The sequence below is a fragment of the Clostridium nigeriense genome, assembly GCF_050585245.1.
In the GTDB taxonomy this organism is placed as follows: Bacteria; Bacillota; Clostridia; order Clostridiales; family Clostridiaceae; genus Clostridium; species Clostridium nigeriense_A.
Genome location: NZ_JBNOOF010000003.1, coordinates 328,301 through 341,599, shown reverse-complemented (window position 1 = coordinate 341,599; position 13,299 = coordinate 328,301). Strand labels below are relative to the sequence as shown.

At 26.6% G+C, this 13,299-nt stretch carries 21 protein-coding genes; 6 read left to right on the top strand and 15 right to left on the bottom strand.

Annotated elements, in window-relative coordinates; all coding sequences use genetic code 11:
- Positions 1-33: 33 nt before the first annotated feature.
- Genes ACQPUY_RS07755 through ACQPUY_RS07735 form a run of 5 tightly spaced genes read right to left on the bottom strand, consistent with a single transcriptional unit; the run spans position 34 to position 2,616 of the window.
- The gene (locus ACQPUY_RS07755) at positions 34-480 is read right to left on the bottom strand and encodes a hypothetical protein (RefSeq protein ID WP_430840570.1); all 447 of its coding nucleotides are present in this window, start codon (positions 478-480) and stop codon (positions 34-36) included.
- A 17-nt stretch (positions 481-497) separates the two neighbouring features.
- Complete coding sequence (locus ACQPUY_RS07750; protein ID WP_430840569.1) at positions 498-1,316, bottom strand: ORF6N domain-containing protein; 819 nt, start codon at positions 1,314-1,316, stop codon at positions 498-500.
- A 30-nt stretch (positions 1,317-1,346) separates the two neighbouring features.
- Positions 1,347-1,634, bottom strand: a complete 288-nt coding sequence (locus ACQPUY_RS07745) for a transcription factor (protein WP_430840568.1) — start codon at positions 1,632-1,634, stop codon at positions 1,347-1,349.
- A 15-nt stretch (positions 1,635-1,649) separates the two neighbouring features.
- On the bottom strand, positions 1,650-2,381 hold the full coding sequence (locus ACQPUY_RS07740; RefSeq protein WP_430840567.1) for a Rha family transcriptional regulator: 732 nt from the start codon (positions 2,379-2,381) through the stop codon (positions 1,650-1,652).
- 19 nt (positions 2,382-2,400) lie between these two features.
- Positions 2,401-2,616 carry a helix-turn-helix domain-containing protein gene (locus tag ACQPUY_RS07735; protein WP_430840566.1) on the bottom strand — a complete coding sequence of 72 codons (216 nt, stop codon included), beginning with the start codon at positions 2,614-2,616 and terminating at the stop codon, positions 2,401-2,403.
- Positions 2,617-2,779: 163 nt separating this feature from the next.
- Here ACQPUY_RS07735 and ACQPUY_RS07730 point away from each other — a divergent pair, with 163 nt between their 5' ends.
- The 3 genes from ACQPUY_RS07730 (at position 2,780) to ACQPUY_RS07720 (ending at position 5,040) form a co-directional block, all read left to right on the top strand.
- Positions 2,780-3,373 (top strand): helix-turn-helix domain-containing protein, encoded by a 594-nt coding sequence (locus tag ACQPUY_RS07730; protein ID WP_430840565.1) that lies wholly within the window; start codon positions 2,780-2,782, stop codon positions 3,371-3,373.
- Positions 3,374-3,398: 25 nt separating this feature from the next.
- The gene (locus ACQPUY_RS07725; protein ID WP_430840564.1) at positions 3,399-3,884 is read left to right on the top strand and encodes an ImmA/IrrE family metallo-endopeptidase; all 486 of its coding nucleotides are present in this window, start codon (positions 3,399-3,401) and stop codon (positions 3,882-3,884) included.
- Positions 3,885-3,960: 76 nt separating this feature from the next.
- Positions 3,961-5,040, top strand: coding sequence for a tyrosine-type recombinase/integrase (locus ACQPUY_RS07720; protein ID WP_430840563.1), 1,080 nt, complete (start codon positions 3,961-3,963; stop codon positions 5,038-5,040).
- Positions 5,041-5,084: 44 nt separating this feature from the next.
- Here the strand turns inward: ACQPUY_RS07720 and ACQPUY_RS07715 are convergent, their stop codons facing one another.
- The 4 genes from ACQPUY_RS07715 to ACQPUY_RS07700 all read right to left on the bottom strand — a co-directional run bounded on the left by ACQPUY_RS07715 (position 5,085) and on the right by ACQPUY_RS07700 (position 7,261).
- Complete coding sequence (locus ACQPUY_RS07715) at positions 5,085-5,738, bottom strand: TIGR00266 family protein (protein WP_430840562.1); 654 nt, start codon at positions 5,736-5,738, stop codon at positions 5,085-5,087.
- 69 nt (positions 5,739-5,807) lie between these two features.
- Positions 5,808-6,371 carry a histidine phosphatase family protein gene (locus tag ACQPUY_RS07710; protein WP_430840561.1) on the bottom strand — a complete coding sequence of 188 codons (564 nt, stop codon included), beginning with the start codon at positions 6,369-6,371 and terminating at the stop codon, positions 5,808-5,810.
- A 29-nt stretch (positions 6,372-6,400) separates the two neighbouring features.
- Positions 6,401-6,754, bottom strand: a complete 354-nt coding sequence (locus ACQPUY_RS07705) for a DUF4440 domain-containing protein (RefSeq protein ID WP_430840560.1) — start codon at positions 6,752-6,754, stop codon at positions 6,401-6,403.
- A gap of 87 nt (positions 6,755-6,841) precedes the next feature.
- The gene (locus ACQPUY_RS07700) at positions 6,842-7,261 is read right to left on the bottom strand and encodes a MerR family transcriptional regulator (protein ID WP_430840559.1); all 420 of its coding nucleotides are present in this window, start codon (positions 7,259-7,261) and stop codon (positions 6,842-6,844) included.
- A 122-nt stretch (positions 7,262-7,383) separates the two neighbouring features.
- Here ACQPUY_RS07700 and ACQPUY_RS07695 point away from each other — a divergent pair, with 122 nt between their 5' ends.
- Entirely contained in the window at positions 7,384-8,235 is an 852-nt protein-coding gene (locus ACQPUY_RS07695; protein ID WP_430840558.1) for an aldo/keto reductase, read from the top strand.
- A 138-nt stretch (positions 8,236-8,373) separates the two neighbouring features.
- Here the strand turns inward: ACQPUY_RS07695 and ACQPUY_RS07690 are convergent, their stop codons facing one another.
- The gene (locus ACQPUY_RS07690; protein ID WP_430840557.1) at positions 8,374-8,805 is read right to left on the bottom strand and encodes a hypothetical protein; all 432 of its coding nucleotides are present in this window, start codon (positions 8,803-8,805) and stop codon (positions 8,374-8,376) included.
- 329 nt (positions 8,806-9,134) lie between these two features.
- Between ACQPUY_RS07690 and ACQPUY_RS07685 the strand changes: the two genes are divergently transcribed.
- Together ACQPUY_RS07685 and ACQPUY_RS07680 are read left to right on the top strand one after the other, a co-directional pair.
- Positions 9,135-9,311 carry a hypothetical protein gene (locus ACQPUY_RS07685; protein WP_430840556.1) on the top strand — a complete coding sequence of 59 codons (177 nt, stop codon included), beginning with the start codon at positions 9,135-9,137 and terminating at the stop codon, positions 9,309-9,311.
- Between the two features lie 231 nt (positions 9,312-9,542).
- The gene (locus tag ACQPUY_RS07680; RefSeq protein WP_430840555.1) at positions 9,543-10,268 is read left to right on the top strand and encodes a GNAT family N-acetyltransferase; all 726 of its coding nucleotides are present in this window, start codon (positions 9,543-9,545) and stop codon (positions 10,266-10,268) included.
- 157 nt (positions 10,269-10,425) lie between these two features.
- Here the strand turns inward: ACQPUY_RS07680 and ACQPUY_RS07675 are convergent, their stop codons facing one another.
- The 5 genes from ACQPUY_RS07675 to ACQPUY_RS07655 all read right to left on the bottom strand — a co-directional run bounded on the left by ACQPUY_RS07675 (position 10,426) and on the right by ACQPUY_RS07655 (position 13,177).
- Positions 10,426-10,929 (bottom strand): HIT family protein, encoded by a 504-nt coding sequence (locus ACQPUY_RS07675; protein ID WP_430840554.1) that lies wholly within the window; start codon positions 10,927-10,929, stop codon positions 10,426-10,428.
- 217 nt (positions 10,930-11,146) lie between these two features.
- Positions 11,147-12,004, bottom strand: a complete 858-nt coding sequence (locus ACQPUY_RS07670; protein WP_430840553.1) for a hypothetical protein — start codon at positions 12,002-12,004, stop codon at positions 11,147-11,149.
- A gap of 28 nt (positions 12,005-12,032) precedes the next feature.
- On the bottom strand, positions 12,033-12,290 hold the full coding sequence (locus tag ACQPUY_RS07665) for a hypothetical protein (protein WP_430840552.1): 258 nt from the start codon (positions 12,288-12,290) through the stop codon (positions 12,033-12,035).
- A gap of 53 nt (positions 12,291-12,343) precedes the next feature.
- The gene (locus tag ACQPUY_RS07660) at positions 12,344-12,868 is read right to left on the bottom strand and encodes a GNAT family N-acetyltransferase (protein ID WP_430840551.1); all 525 of its coding nucleotides are present in this window, start codon (positions 12,866-12,868) and stop codon (positions 12,344-12,346) included.
- A 138-nt stretch (positions 12,869-13,006) separates the two neighbouring features.
- A complete protein-coding gene (locus tag ACQPUY_RS07655; protein ID WP_430840550.1) occupies positions 13,007-13,177 on the bottom strand; it encodes a hypothetical protein in 171 nt (56 codons plus the stop codon).
- Positions 13,178-13,299: the final 122 nt, after the last annotated feature.

Below are 13,299 nucleotides of genomic sequence, written 5' to 3'. Positions count from 1 at the left end.
ATATTAGATGCAGGTATCAACCTTGCAATTAAATTAAATAACTGATAGTGTTTTTAATAATTTCAATATCTCGTAAGCTGTGTATTTTGGTGTGCAAAAATCAAGTATTGCTATTTCTTCATATTGCTTTTGAGATAAATTGATATTTAATTCATTATTAAGAACTTCTAATGTTACTAACTGCTCTTGAACTGGTACTTCTTGAGCAGTTCTTTCTAATTCCTCACTAGCTATTATCTCTACATTGTTAAAATACCAATTTAAGCAATATCTTATTAACTCTTCATGCTCTACAATTACGGGCATATTTTCTTCATCTATCTGTGTTACGAACTCTTTAGATTCACCACCTACTAAATAAACATCTATCCAAGGGAATCTTTCGTCTAACTCAAAACTTAATGTTCCTATTTCTACTACTAATATTTTTGTAGTATCTACCTTTACATCTGTATCTGTTGTTTTTATCATCTTTGACATATTAAATTACCTCCTAATTATTTAATTCCATACTTAACTGCTAATCTACCAACTATATTTATATAGCCATTTATTAACTTCTTATCTTCTGCTATAACATCTAAGTAATTAACTTTATCTATTTTAGATTTACTACAACCTTCAAGAGCCATATTCTTCTTCTTATTAAGTAACCTTCTGTTTATATCTACTCCATAAGTATTATTTAATAATGAATAAGCTTCATCTCTAATAGGTTTTATATGCTCAAATCCACCTAGCTTATTTGCTATCTTATTAATTAATGTTGCAGTATCTTTTCTCCATTGGTTAGGCTCTAATGTTACTGCTTCTCTAATTCCTTGTATCTCTTCTTTTAATTCTCCCGTTTCTTCTTCTACCTCTTTTAACTTTTTATTTAATCTCTTTTGCTCTAACTCATTATTAGCTAATGCTTGAAACATCTTATTAAACATTTGAAGTTCTGGAGATAATTCAGAAGTATTAAGTGCTTGTCCTTTATTAGGATTAAAATAACTTTCTTCTAATTCTTCATAAACTTCCCACGCTTCATCTGTATCTAAAATCTTAGCGTGTCTTGCTGCTCCTCTGTCTGTCCATAAGATAAGTTTTGGTGCAAATTTTAAAGGTTCCCCAATTTCATTGGGTAAGCTATTTTTAAAATCTTTTAATGCTTGTCCTTTTAATTCTATAAAGTGTTTTCCTTCTTTAAATCTACTTTGATTATTGCTAAAGTTCATTTGTATATTCTTTTCCTCTGTTCCAAATTCTTCTGCTAAAACCTTAGTTGTCATTATTCTTTGATTTTTAAATTCCATTGGTATTAATTTACTCATGCTTATCCTCCTTAATTTTTATTCTTTTTTTTAGAATCCTAATGCTATCCTTCCATTATTTAATCTTTCTTTCATAGCTTGATTTTCCATCTCTAATTCAGCTATTCTTTTCTCTAGTCTTTTACGCTCTAATGGAGATAAAGGATTAACTTTCCCTAAACTTTCTATTCTTAATATTTCTTCCATATAATACTTAGGAGCTTTAAAATTAGGATTTCTAGTTATTATCCCTTCATTTTCATACTTTATTAAAGAATTGGGATTATCAAAATCCCATCTTTCAGCTAATTTTTGTCTACTTATTAATGTTTGCTCCATTGCAATTTCTCCTTTTTAACTTGCTTTTTCGCTTGATAATATTTCAGCTAATATTGGAATTACATTGTCATAATATCTAAATGTTTCTACTTCTTTGTTTGAATACTTTGACTTATCGTGAAATAACTTTCCATATTCATCTGTTTTAAGATTATGTTTATTAGCAAGACTTCCAACCTTATTAGCACTTATCCCTAATTCTTCTCCTATTTCTGTAGCTGAATAAGTTTTTCTTTCAACTACTGGTAAAGGTAATATTGCTTGACCTGTTATTATCTCTGTAGCTTTAGATTGTAGGACTTGTACATATTCTTTAGGTAAATTAGGATTATTACATATCTTTAAAAGAATGTTAGCTTCTCTTGCTCTAGCATTTTTCAATCTTGCTTCAATTTCTTTTTCTTTAAGTGAATTATCTACTTTTACTGTTTTTACTTTTCCAGTTGAAATAACTTCTTTCATTTGTTCGAATCTATCCATATATCTATCTGTAAATAAATTTCCTTTAGTTCCAGTAGTCTTATGAGCTAAGAATTCACAACCTCTTTTAGTGATTAGGAATTCCCTATTTGATTTACCATTTGATTGTTTATAGCTACTTTCTACCCAATATTTTGAACAAGGGATTTTTTCCTTCTTCAAATCTTCATTGATTTTATCAACTTTCTTTAATAAATCTCCATGTGCAACTTCCATCATTATTGCAACTTCCCTACTTGATAATTTTTGTTCAATTTGTTTATTCATTTCACCCTCCGTTTTTGCTCTACGCAATTTTTGAACTAAAAAAATATTCTCCCAATTGCATTGTATTTATTTTTAATAAATCTGCTAATAAATCTGCTTCTTTCAAATACATAGGTCGTATATTATTTATTTTCTGACTTACTGTTGATGGAGCAATATTTAAAGCTTTTGCAACATCTTTCTGGTTTAGTCCTAATTCAATCATTCTAGCTTTTAATTTTAAAGTATTAACCATTTAAAAACACCTCCTTTTGCATTACGCAATTTTATACTAGCACCATATTTTTTAATGTCAATAGCATTATGCAATTTTTTTTATTATTTTTTTGATAAGTTATTGCAGAGTGCAAACTTTTGTTATATAATGTATTTATAATATAGAAACAAGGAGATTTATTATGGATAATAAACAAATTGGAGATAGGATTAAAAATAGAAGAAAGGAACTAAAATTCACTTTACAAGAAATAGCTGATAGGGTTGGTGTTGCTAGTTCTACTATCCAAAGATATGAAAGTGGAAGAATATCTCAACTTAAATTGCCTGTACTTGAATCGATAGCAAAAGCTATAAATGTTAATCCTGTATGGCTAATGAAAGAAGATGCTCCAATGGGAACTGGAATTAGTGATTCTGATTTTCTAAAAAATTATCATTTAGAAATTGAAAAGCGTACTATTCATACTACAATTAATTTAAAAGACTTTAAAATAACTCCAACTAAAGAAAATGAATTATTAGATAATTTCAATAAATTAAACAATGTTGGAAAAGACGAGGCTATTAAAAGAATTAAAGAACTTACTTTTATTAATGACTATACAATAGATGATAATAAAGTTATCGAACTTCCTAAGAAAGAAAAACAAATATGGGAAGAAGAAGGAAAAGAGCATTTAATGCCTATAGCTTGTCATGATGATAATCTTACTGATGAAGAAAAAAATAGAATGAATGACATAATTAATAATTATATAAAGAATAAACAATAGCATATACTTAAGGGTGATTCTAATAATGAGAGATTATAATAATTTACTAAGAAAAACTAGTGAAGAAGGAGTTTCAGTTGTAGAAATAAATTTAGGTACTGATACTCCTTGTGGTAAATGTATTGGAGATACAATTTTTATTAATGATAGAGCCACTACAAATGAAAAAAGATGTGTCCTAGCTGAAGAGTTAGGACACTACCATCTTACAATTGGTGATATTACAGATTTAAAAGATATTAATAACAGAAAACAAGAATTAAAAGCTAGAAGATATGGTTACAAATTATTAATAGAACCTGATGATATAGTCCATGCAATGAAGCAAGGTTGTAATAATAGATATGACCTAGCCGATTTCCTTAATATAAGTGAAGAGTTCTTTGAAGAACTTATTGAAGATTTCAAAAGACAATATGGCGTGGGTATCTTTGTTGGTAACTATTATCTGCAATTTGAACCTTGCTTAGGCTTAATAAGAGATTTAGGTGGACTATTTAAATATAAATAATAAATACTTAGCTACTTTTGTAGCTATTTATTTTATAAATTGTTAATAATATATATTCTAAAAGGAGATGATATTTATGGAATATAACATTACTTACAGACAGAAAGATAAAGGCTGGCAATATATAATTAGCTATAAAGTGAATGGTAAATGGAAACAAAAATCTAAACAAGGTTTTTCTACTAAAAAAGAAGCTAAACCATTTGCTGAAAAAGCCTTAAAGGAATTAAAAACCTCTCGTGAAAATGAGAAAAATATAATAAATGAAAACTATGATTCAATAACATTTAAAGAGTTAACTTCTCAGTATATCGAACATTCTAAATTATATAAAGAATATAATACTATTCGTTCTTATAGCAACTATGCTAAAGCTTTTGAATCTTTAAATGATATTAAGGTTATTAATATAAATAAAGTTTCAATCCAAAAAGTTGTAGATTCTTTAGTAACTACTAAATTAAGTAGTTCAACAATTAAAGAATACCTTAAACGTTCAACTTTATTTTTTAAATACTATATAGAAAATTATAACCCTAATTATACTAATCCGATTAACAACATTACCCTACCTAAAATAGAGAAAAAAATAAATAAAAAAGCTCTAACTAAAAAAGAGTTAGATTTACTACTAAAAAACTTAAAGAATATAGATTCTGATTATTATATTATTTCTTTACTAGCTGGAAGTTGTGGTTTAAGAGCTGGTGAAATATTAGGATTAACATGGAATGATATTGATGAAATAAATTCTACTCTTAATATTAACAAACAATGGAAGCGCCTTGATAAAAAAGTTTATGGCTTTGGTAGTCTTAAATCTAATAACTCTGTTAGAGTTGTTCCTATTCCTAAAAATACTTTAAAAGAATTAAAAGAGTACCATTTAATCTCAATTACAGATATACACAATAGAATATTACCATTCAATGAAACTAAAATTTATAATCTTAATCACAAATTAAGAAAAATTTCAAATATTTCTATTCATGAATTGAGACACACTTATGCTACTCTTTTAATAAGTAATGGTGTTGATTTTAAAACTGCTGCCGAAATATTAGGTCATGAAGTTAATCAACTAATTAAAACTTATAGTCATGTTACTAATGATATGATGAATAAAGCTACTAATACTATAGCTAAAATTTTTTAAATAATATTTTTGACGAATTTTTGACGAATTACTTCAAAACCCCTTTATTTCGAGGTTTGAAGTAGCATTGCAGGATTTCTAGTTTGAATCCATAATTCTCCTGGTCCTTGGAATTTACATACTAAACCTTCACCACCAGCAATTGAACTAAATACTCCAGACATAAATTCTGTGCTATACTTCATTCTACTATCCCAAAGTACCATATGATTACTATCTACTATATATGTTTCACCTGGCTGAAGTTCCTTTTTAATAATTGCACCATAAGAGCTAATAACTAAAGTTCCTACTCCAGAAGCTTGCATTTGAATTAATCCCTCGCCTGAAAACATACCACTTATCCCACCAGATTTAGTAGTTACATCTATTCCTGAAGTAGATGCTAAAAAGGTTGAACGACCAAGTCTATAAGAAATGCTACCATCCATTTCTACTAATTTAATATCTCCTAAAAATTGAGGAGCTAATATTAATTCTCCATCTTCTTTAGCTCTAAATCTTTGAATAAAGAATCCTTCACCAGAAAACATTCTCCCTAATGTTTTACCTAAACCTCCAGTTTTAGCTTTAACCTCAAATACCGGACTCATAGAAACCATAGCCCCTGATTCAATTACATATTCTTCTCCTCTAGTTGCATTGATTTTTAATGCCTTATTACTATCACTACATAAAAGTTCAAATTTATTTTCCATTATTATCCCTCCCATATTAAATATATTTATATATTTTGCTTGTCCTCTTTCTTTAATAAATTTTTTAAATTAAATTTCTAAAATGTAATTTATATTTCTCAATTTAATATCTTCAAATTCAAATACTACAATTAAAGGCATTACATCTTTAATTTTATTAAAGGAAGAGTGATTAAAATTACTATCATAATAATTAATTATTGTACTTAATGCAGTTCCATGTGTACCTATCACAATATTTTCTTCCTCATTTTCATTAAGAATTTTTTGTAATTCTTTTATGTTTCTATCTTGTACTTCTTTTAAAGATTCCCCATCATTAAGGTTGTAATTAAAGTCCCTCCATTGTTTTTCACAAAATCCATTAAATTCTTCTATCCATTCACTACTTATTTTTCTTTCCCTAAAATCTTCAACTACTTTAATATCCATATTTAAATTAGCCGCAAAATCCCCTATAGTATCAATTGCTCTTTTATAGGGACTTGAATATATTTTAGTTATATTCTTATCTTTTAAATATTCAGTTACTTTTTTACTATCATTAATTCCTTCTTCGCTTAAAGGTCTTAATAGATCATCTTTTACTGAAAAATCAGGTTTAGCATGTCTCACAAAATAAATTCTATTCATATATACCCTCCATTATTCTAACTAAAAATCTATTTAACCATTGTTCCTTGATGGAATATCATTTTCCATTTGTTATCATACAACTTCCAAATAGAACTTCTAAGTGAACTTTTTACAGTATTGTCATTATGATAGATTTTATTTATCTTATATGTTGCTAAAATACAATCATTTGATAATTTTCTTGAATTAAAATCTATTATTTTAAATTCTACATTCTCCTCATAAAAAGTGTCGTCAATATTATAATTATAAATAACTCCTGAACTACAATATTCTATAAAATCCTCTGATAGCAATTCTCTTAATTTTTCAGTTGATTTTCTAATCTCTGGTTTTAATAATTCATTTTCTAGATTTAATATTAGTTCTTCGTATTTCAATAAATTCTATCCCCAATCTATATTATTAATATTTACTACATTCTAAATAAATCTTACACTTCTTATCTTTATTAACTTATTATAAATTTATGATATTTTAGATGTAAAATTTTTATCCCATTGACCTGGATTAGTATCGTCAGGAATTTTATTATTCACAATGTCAGAATAATGTTTAATTTTTTGTTTCATATACTTAACACGCTTTTCTGCTTCCTCTAATTGAGTCTCTGCTATTTCTTTTTGCTTTAAAATAATTTCATACCGCTCTGGAACAGTAGAATCCCCCTTAAGACATAAATCAACATACTCTTTTATAGATTCAATAGACATTCCAGTTGCTTTTAAATATTTTACACCCGTTAACCAATTAAGCGACTCTTCATCAAATAATCGATTATTATTTTTATCACGTTTAACCGATGGTATAAGACCTTTATCAGTGTAATAGCGAATAGTATGTTCTGTTAAATCCATTAATTTAGCTACTTCTTTTACTGTATACATAAAATCTCTCACTTTCTAAAAAAAACTCTTGACTTCGAGTTACTCTAATCTATTAAAGTAATTATATCACGAGATATTTATCCTCGTAAATCCAATACTAGAAAAAACTAGGAGTGATTATAATGAAAAATGTAACTTTAAATAATGGTATTGAAATGCCTATTTTAGGATTTGGTGTTTATCAAATTGAAGATCCTGTACAATGCGAACAAGCAGTTTACGATGCATTAATGACTGGTTATCGTTTAATTGATACTGCTGCAGCATATATGAATGAAGAAGCAGTTGGACGTGCCATAAAAAAAAGTGGTATTCCACGTGAAGAATTATTTATTACTACTAAACTTTGGATTCAAGATGCAAACTATGAAAGTACAAAGAAAGCATTTCAAAAATCTCTTAATCGTTTAGGATTAGATTATTTAGATTTATACCTAATTCATCAACCTTTTAATGATTATTATGGAGCATGGCGTGCTATGGAGGAACTTTATAAAGAAGGAAAGATTCGTGCAATTGGTGTATGTAACTTCTATCCAGATAGACTAATAGATTTAATTGATCATAATGACGTTGTTCCTGCTGTAAATCAAATAGAAACTCATGCCTTCTTCCAAAGAATAGAGGATCAGAAGATTATGGAAGAAAGAGGTGTGCAAATAGAATCTTGGGGACCTTTTGCTGAAGGTAAAAATAACATATTTCAAAATGAAATACTTAAGAGTATTGGTGAAAAATATAATAAATCAGTAGCTCAAGTTATTTTACGCTGGCTTGTTCAACGTAATGTTGTATGTATTCCAAAGTCAGTTCATAAAGAACGTATAGAAGAAAACTTTAATGTTTTTGATTTTGAGTTAAGTCTTGAGGATATGGAGAATATCTATCAACTAGACACAAAGGAAAGTCTATTCCTCTCTCATACTGATCCACAAACTGTAAGTTGGCTTGGTAATGCAAAATTTGATATATAAATTATATATCAAAAGAGTGTATCTATAAAATGATACACTCTTTTTTATAAATATTTTTGAATTAATCTTTCATATTTCTATCAACTTTTCTTCTAGCTTAAGAATATTAATTTTAAATCCTACTAGCTATTATATTATTTACTGTATTATTTCAAGTATTCTTTCTATAGAATTTGTATCTTCAATATTATTTGCTATATTTAACATTAATTCTCTCATATCTCTATCATCAGTTATCTTTGCAATCTTTTCTCCATTATTTATCATAATACCTTTAATTTCTATAAATAATCTAGATAAACTAATATCATAACCTTTTGATGGTACATCCCTACCTTCTTTTAAAGCAATATATGCACTTTGTGCCGCAACAATATTCCCATATTTTTGAGAATAAGCAAGCTCATCATTTAAATTTACTGGACTTGATGCAAACATTTCAATATGATATTTAATTGTATTTTTCAAAATACTTCTAAGAGTATTAATTTTATTATACTGATAAACACTAAATGAAATTAAGCAAATTGCTATAATTGATATTCCAAAACATATAGCTCTTTTCTTCAAAACTCTTACCCTCCTTACCACACTTTTAAATTATTATGGTAAAAGTGAACCCTTAACTCTATGTTTAATCTTCCATTTTATTTAGTTATTTTAATTATAACATAAATCAAGTAATATTATGTTATTTAAAGATAATTTTTCCATAATTTAATGATTTATATCAATACAAATTCCACTTTTCAGCATATATTAAAAATTTTATGGGTATAATCACTATAATTATATACTATAGTGTGGTTTTTAAGAAAATTGAATAGCACTATTTGGTAAAATATGTTATATTTAGTGTGTTATGTTTTTATTTTTAAAATTAAAGTTAGGGGGATTTTATGAGAAAATTATTTAACAAACCTAAAAAATATAAGTTCATAATATTAGAATCATTCATTTGTTTTATTCTACTTTATATAATTAATTTTTACATGAATCATAGTCCATTAAAACTAACATTATGGATATTAGTTATAGTAGCTGAATACTTGTTAATACAATATCATAAAAATTAAATAGAAAAATCATGGGAATACTATTAAAGAAAAATAATATATAATTGAGTCATAGTTGAAATTAGTAGTATTTTAAGTAATTGAATTTTAGGGGGCTTGGATATGAAAATAAAGATATACGATACAGTACAAGGTTTTTTAAAAGAAAATGAAGAATCACTTTTAGAAAAATAGTCTGTAACTCAATTAATTCTTCATAATGCTTTTGTAAGCAAAGAAAAAGATACTAATATGGATTTGATATTTGGAAGAATAGATGATGAACAAGAGAATACAAAGCTTATATTTGCTAATGTCAAACCTTATAATCTTTTAATTTATAATTTAGATAATGATACGTTGGATGCTATTAAATCCTTAGCTGATTACATTATAAAAGATGGAATAGATTTAAAAGGCATTAATGCCAATAAAAAAATCTGTGACGAGTTTATAGATTATTATGGATATAAAACAAAATGTGCTTTTAAAGAATATTTAGCTATGGATGTTATGGCGATAACTGAACTTAATAATGATGTTATTTTACCTAAAGGAAATTTTAGAGTAGCTACCTGGGAAGATAAGAAATTATTAATAGATTGGCACATAAAATTTGCAAAGGAAGCCTTAAAGAAAGAAATATCCTATGAGGAGTTTAAAGACAAATTAAATGCACGAATTGAAAATAATAGTATTTATATTTTCGAGGATGAGAAACATAGACCAATGGCGATGATAGCATCTACAAGACAGCTTGTTAATGGTGTATCAGTAAGCTTAGTTTATTCAAGTAAAGAAGCTAGAGGAAAAGGTTATGGATTAGCTATAGTATATAACTTAAGCAAGGAATATCTAGGTAGAGGTAATAAATTCTGCAGTCTTTTCGTGGACAAGAAAAATCCAATATCTAATGGAGTTTATAAGAAAATAGGATATAATATTTTAGAGGATAACTATGACTATCGAATTATTTAAATTAGGATAATATTTCTAGAATTACCTCTAAAATTATTATAAATCTATGGTTTAATAACAATTATAATATTATCATATATCTTCTTAACTCTTTCTCATTTGTAAGATTTAGTGGAGCAAAATATTTATATAAGTTTAGTATCTATATTTTATATAATTATAATAACTTCTTTATTTTTTCTTTATATATTTCAACAATTTCATGATAATCCATTAAAATACCATCTTCTTTGACAAAGTTTTTGAAACCAATTGTCTCACCTTTTAATCGTGGAAATAAAGAAAAATGTAAGTGATTTCTTTTACCATCACACAATGTACACATGTATACTTTTTCTGCCCCTATAATTTCTTTATGCAACTTTATAATTGCATTTGATATTTTTAATATATGAGTCCCTAATTCTAGTGGCATTTCAGAAATATCCTCATAATGATCTTTTGCTACTATAGTTGTCTGACCAGTTGCCCGTGGAAATTTTTCAAATTGACACCTTACTTTATCATCTTCATAAATGATTAATCCTTCTCCTGGAAATATATCTTGTGTTTCAAAATTATAACACCCAAAGCATATCCCTTGCTCTTGTAACTCTTTTATTTTATTAGATCTTTGTTTTAACTGTATTTTTTCACTTTCTGATAATGCTTTAATATACAAACTCTCTCCCCCATTACTCTTCATTAATTTTTTTATCCAATTTATCTTCAAAATCTAAATAAGATACTTCTTATTTTAAAGTTTCTTTTAAAAATAATATCATAAGTCCTAATAAATACTTGATGTCAACTTTCTTATAAAGGAAACTCACTACTCACATTCCTTCGTAGGAGTAACTTCGACTGACTAAATCAAAGATTTAGAGTCTCAGTTAAATTTATAATCTTACCTGATAGCAACGATAACTACTAAAATAGTTAAATCCAATTTTTCCCACCATATCTAATTCTTCATCTTCAATATCATCAATAAAGAAAATAGTTTGTTTTATAGAAGGATTCTCGCTAAATAATTTATATACCCCTTGTGATAATAATGCCTCTTCAATCCTCTTTCCTTTATACTTATCTGAAACTGCAAGTCCAAAAACCTCTATTGTGTTTTCATCACATTCTGTAATAAAAACACTACCTTCTATAATACCTTTCTTCCTATAAACAAAAATATGCCAATCATCTAATGCTTCTCTTAACCGGTTGCTTGTCCAGTAAATCCCTTGAAAATGCTTATCATGAAAAGGCTTATAAGAATCAAAGTCAGATTTACAGATTTTAAAAATATTATCATTGCATTTTCTTCCTTTAAAGTCAGCTGTGCTCAATCTCATATCTAAACAAGAATCTATACATTCATAGCTATTTTCAATAAAATAATTATTAGCTTTTATATTTTCTTTGGGAAAACCAAACAAAGCTCTATAATTAGGATACTTACTTTTTAACATAACCATTAAATCATCTATAACTTCATTATATTTTGAAGAAATATAAACCCCAGTAGTCTGAAGATATTTTTCAGTCTCAATAAAAAAGAAGTTAATTACTGCAATAAGTTCATTATTTTCATAGTATCCAAGCAATATATTATTATCTTTTAACAAGCTCCTTTGGAAATTTTCTTCAAGCTTTCTTTTCTCCTTATACAAAGGATAACTTGATGTTTCTGGCATTTTACTTAACTCCCAAGCAAAATCGACTGCACTAGATATGTCATTTTTACTAATTTCCTTTAACATATAGCTTCCCCCTTAAAGCATCCTAAAGTTATTTTTTTAATAACTCATAGACATTATCATAATCATTCTTATGAACATATATATAATATGTTTTTGAATAATTAATATTTTCACCAAAGGTACCAGTTCTTGCTCGTCTAGATGATCCAAAAAAGCTTGGACTAGTATTGTCAACTACTCTATATTTATAATTAATTCCATTTGCAGAAAGTATATCACGTACTTCATTAAACCTTTGTAAATCAGAACTAACCAAAACCTCTTTTTGATTCCAAAACATTATCATATATCTTTCTCCCTTTTAAATTATTTTCTTCCATCTTCCCAAATAATATAAATTTATATTTTTAGTAATAAGTCTATTCGTACTTCCCTATTTTCAATATCATTATTTGTATACTCATTAATATCTATCCTTGAAAGTTTAAACCCATGTTTCTTATATAGTTGTATAGCTGGATAATTACAAGTTTGAGTTTCAAGAATAATGCCTCGACAGTTATTTAATATTTTGGCATATTCAATCATTTTTTCTATTAATCTATCTGCCATTCCTCTTCTTCTAAAATTCTCACTGACAAAAATATTACTGATTCTAAAAAGTTTGTGCCATTCTTCTGTACTACCTTCAATAAAAGCAACAAGAATATCATTTTCAATAATTCCAAATACAATTGGATCCTCTAACCACTCAGAAAACAATTCATCTTTAAACTGCTTTTTAGTTTTACTATTTTCAAACATTTTTAATTCAAGGTTAAAGCCACTCTCAGAACATATAACATCATAATATTTATCAGTTACATATTTAGCTGTAAATTTATATCCCTTATATTTATTTTTATCAATCGAAATTATTTCCATAAAATCACCCCACTAAACGCCTCTTTATATAGCTAATGATATTTTAATTAATCTAGATGAATTTTATAAATTGAAATTCTTAACTTTCCTTATGTTTATGCTATGCATTAGCATCTATAATTTATTTATAAATCATTTTTATTTAATTGTATTTACAGCATTATTTTTCTTTTTAATTGATACATATAAACAACCTAAGTAAATCAAAGCTATATTGCCAAAATATATAATTCCAGATTCCATTTCACCAGTTAAAAGTGCAACTATTCCACTAAATGTAACTATTGATAATGTCAATTTTTTATTCATTATATATAAACCTCCTTTCAAAATAAATATATCTATATTAATTATAGCCCAAAAATTAACAAATAAATTACTTTTCCTTATAATCGATTAATAAATCTAAATATCGATTATATATTTTAAAT

Excerpts from the sequence above, each read along its gene's own strand:
- ACQPUY_RS07740 (WP_430840567.1), bottom strand. The coding sequence starts at position 2,381 with ATGAATAAACAAATTGAACAAAAATTATCAAGTAGGGAAGTTGCAATA.
- ACQPUY_RS07725 (WP_430840564.1), top strand. The coding sequence starts at position 3,399 with ATGAGAGATTATAATAATTTACTAAGAAAAACTAGTGAAGAAGGAGTT.
- ACQPUY_RS07695 (WP_430840558.1), top strand. The coding sequence starts at position 7,384 with ATGAAAAATGTAACTTTAAATAATGGTATTGAAATGCCTATTTTAGGA.
- ACQPUY_RS07655 (WP_430840550.1), bottom strand. The coding sequence starts at position 13,177 with ATGAATAAAAAATTGACATTATCAATAGTTACATTTAGTGGAATAGTT.
- ACQPUY_RS07685 (WP_430840556.1), top strand. The coding sequence starts at position 9,135 with ATGAGAAAATTATTTAACAAACCTAAAAAATATAAGTTCATAATATTA.
- ACQPUY_RS07750 (WP_430840569.1), bottom strand. The coding sequence starts at position 1,316 with ATGAGTAAATTAATACCAATGGAATTTAAAAATCAAAGAATAATGACA.
- ACQPUY_RS07755 (WP_430840570.1), bottom strand. The coding sequence starts at position 480 with ATGTCAAAGATGATAAAAACAACAGATACAGATGTAAAGGTAGATACT.
- ACQPUY_RS07660 (WP_430840551.1), bottom strand. The coding sequence starts at position 12,868 with ATGGAAATAATTTCGATTGATAAAAATAAATATAAGGGATATAAATTT.
- ACQPUY_RS07700 (WP_430840559.1), bottom strand. The coding sequence starts at position 7,261 with ATGTATACAGTAAAAGAAGTAGCTAAATTAATGGATTTAACAGAACAT.
- ACQPUY_RS07670 (WP_430840553.1), bottom strand. The coding sequence starts at position 12,004 with ATGTTAAAGGAAATTAGTAAAAATGACATATCTAGTGCAGTCGATTTT.
- ACQPUY_RS07735 (WP_430840566.1), bottom strand. The coding sequence starts at position 2,616 with ATGGTTAATACTTTAAAATTAAAAGCTAGAATGATTGAATTAGGACTA.
- ACQPUY_RS07665 (WP_430840552.1), bottom strand. The coding sequence starts at position 12,290 with ATGATAATGTTTTGGAATCAAAAAGAGGTTTTGGTTAGTTCTGATTTA.
- ACQPUY_RS07730 (WP_430840565.1), top strand. The coding sequence starts at position 2,780 with ATGGATAATAAACAAATTGGAGATAGGATTAAAAATAGAAGAAAGGAA.
- ACQPUY_RS07745 (WP_430840568.1), bottom strand. The coding sequence starts at position 1,634 with ATGGAGCAAACATTAATAAGTAGACAAAAATTAGCTGAAAGATGGGAT.
- ACQPUY_RS07710 (WP_430840561.1), bottom strand. The coding sequence starts at position 6,371 with ATGAATAGAATTTATTTTGTGAGACATGCTAAACCTGATTTTTCAGTA.
- ACQPUY_RS07715 (WP_430840562.1), bottom strand. The coding sequence starts at position 5,738 with ATGGAAAATAAATTTGAACTTTTATGTAGTGATAGTAATAAGGCATTA.
- ACQPUY_RS07680 (WP_430840555.1), top strand. The coding sequence starts at position 9,543 with ATGGATTTGATATTTGGAAGAATAGATGATGAACAAGAGAATACAAAG.
- ACQPUY_RS07720 (WP_430840563.1), top strand. The coding sequence starts at position 3,961 with ATGGAATATAACATTACTTACAGACAGAAAGATAAAGGCTGGCAATAT.